Raw genomic sequence first — 1,505 nt, 5'->3', positions numbered from 1 at the left:
GGAAAGCTAGCCGGATTGGAATATGTGTATTCCTTTCTGGCTTTTTCCGCTTCTGTCACTTCAAAAAAGGAGATTAATCAACATGAGAAAAGAACAGGTTATTTCAACAACAAACAACAATCAGATGGAGGAGAAAGGCATGAAGAACAGATTCATTCACTTTAAAAAGAGATTCGTTCCGGCATTATCCGGGGCACTTATGGGAGTAATGCTTATGAGCACTACTTGTTTTGCAGCAGGTACAGGTACTTCCGCAGTAACACAGCCGCTTGAGAACTTAAAGACACTTATCATTGCAGTCATTGGTGCTGTTGGTGTCATCATTCTTGCAAAGAATGTCATGGAGTTCGCACAAGCCTATCAGCAGCAGGATTCATCTACTATGAACTCTGCACTGAAAGGAATTGTAGCAGGTGTCATGATGGCTGGTATTTCAACAGTTCTGACATTCTTAGGCTTCTAAGATTGGGGAAATGCAATTTCCCTTTTAGTAAAAGGAAAGAGGTGAACAACAAGTATGGATATTTTTAAGCTTGGAGACAAGATCCTTGCACTTCTTGAGGCAGTGTTTGGGTTTTGGAACAATCAGATATCCCTGGTCTTTGCAATGCTTGGACAGTCACCGGTCAGTTTCAAGGGCGGAGGTCCCTGGGCAGTCATTGAGGGTATTGAGCCGGTCTTTGTAGCGGTCGGTTCATCCCTCGTTGTGCTGTTCTTTGTTATCGGTTTCTGCTCGGAAAGCATAGATGTAAAAGATGAGATGAGGTTTGAATCAATCCTGCGTATGCTTATCCGACTGGGACTTGCAGAATGGTTTGTTGCAAATAATGTCACGATTATGAAAGCGTTTTTTACTTCCATAGGAAATCTGGTGGGACTTATATCTGCCGGGACAACGACGCAGCTTGCCATTGACAGGACACAGGCAGACATCATTAAGGGACTCGGATTTGGTGAGAGTCTGGTAATGCTGATACTCACAGCTTTGCTTGCAATCATCATTATTATCTGTGGATTCTTTATCATCTACACAGTGTATTTCAGGTTCTTAAAAATCCTGATTATTGTGCCGCTCGGTGCGATTGCATGCTCCACAATGGCAGGAAACAGAATGGTCAGTCATACAATGGCTACCTACTGCAAATATTTTCTTTCGTGTGTATTTGAGGCAGTAACGATGGCACTTGCGATTGTGGTATGTAATGCATTTATCAATGCAGGACTTCCGGCATTTACAGGAAGTTATGCTGACTGGGCACAGACGCTTATATGTCTGTGTGAAATGACATTTACGATTGCAATGACTGTCGGAAGCGTGAAGGGTGCACAGACACTTACAAGCAAGGCATTTGGATTATAGAAGGAGGCAGAAATGGATAATGAAAAGAAACAGGTTACTTATAATTCAAGTATAACCGGAGAAACGCAGGTGACATTTGATATCCAGCAGTATATGAATAACAGGGCAATGTTTATTGGTCTTATGTGTAATGAAGATGGATATG

General features: G+C 42.2%; 2 protein-coding genes. Both read left to right on the top strand.

Going from position 1 to position 1,505, the window contains the following annotated elements:
- Positions 1-82: 82 nt before the first annotated feature.
- Positions 83-463, top strand: coding sequence for an electron transporter RnfA (locus WMO38_RS15005; protein ID WP_173783923.1), 381 nt, complete (start codon positions 83-85; stop codon positions 461-463).
- 54 nt (positions 464-517) lie between these two features.
- A complete protein-coding gene (locus tag WMO38_RS15000; protein ID WP_006858870.1) occupies positions 518-1,360 on the top strand; it encodes a hypothetical protein in 843 nt (280 codons plus the stop codon).
- Positions 1,361-1,505: the final 145 nt, after the last annotated feature.

Source organism: Lachnospira hominis (ex Hitch et al. 2025) (assembly GCF_040096395.1).
GTDB classification, from domain to species: domain Bacteria; phylum Bacillota; class Clostridia; order Lachnospirales; family Lachnospiraceae; genus Lachnospira; species Lachnospira hominis.
Note: the sequence above shows the minus strand (reverse complement) of the source record. Positions and strands in the feature narration are given on the sequence as shown.

Coding starts and splice junctions, on each gene's coding strand:
- WMO38_RS15005 (WP_173783923.1), top strand. CDS start 83: ATGAGAAAAGAACAGGTTATTTCAACAACAAACAACAATCAGATGGAG.
- WMO38_RS15000 (WP_006858870.1), top strand. CDS start 518: ATGGATATTTTTAAGCTTGGAGACAAGATCCTTGCACTTCTTGAGGCA.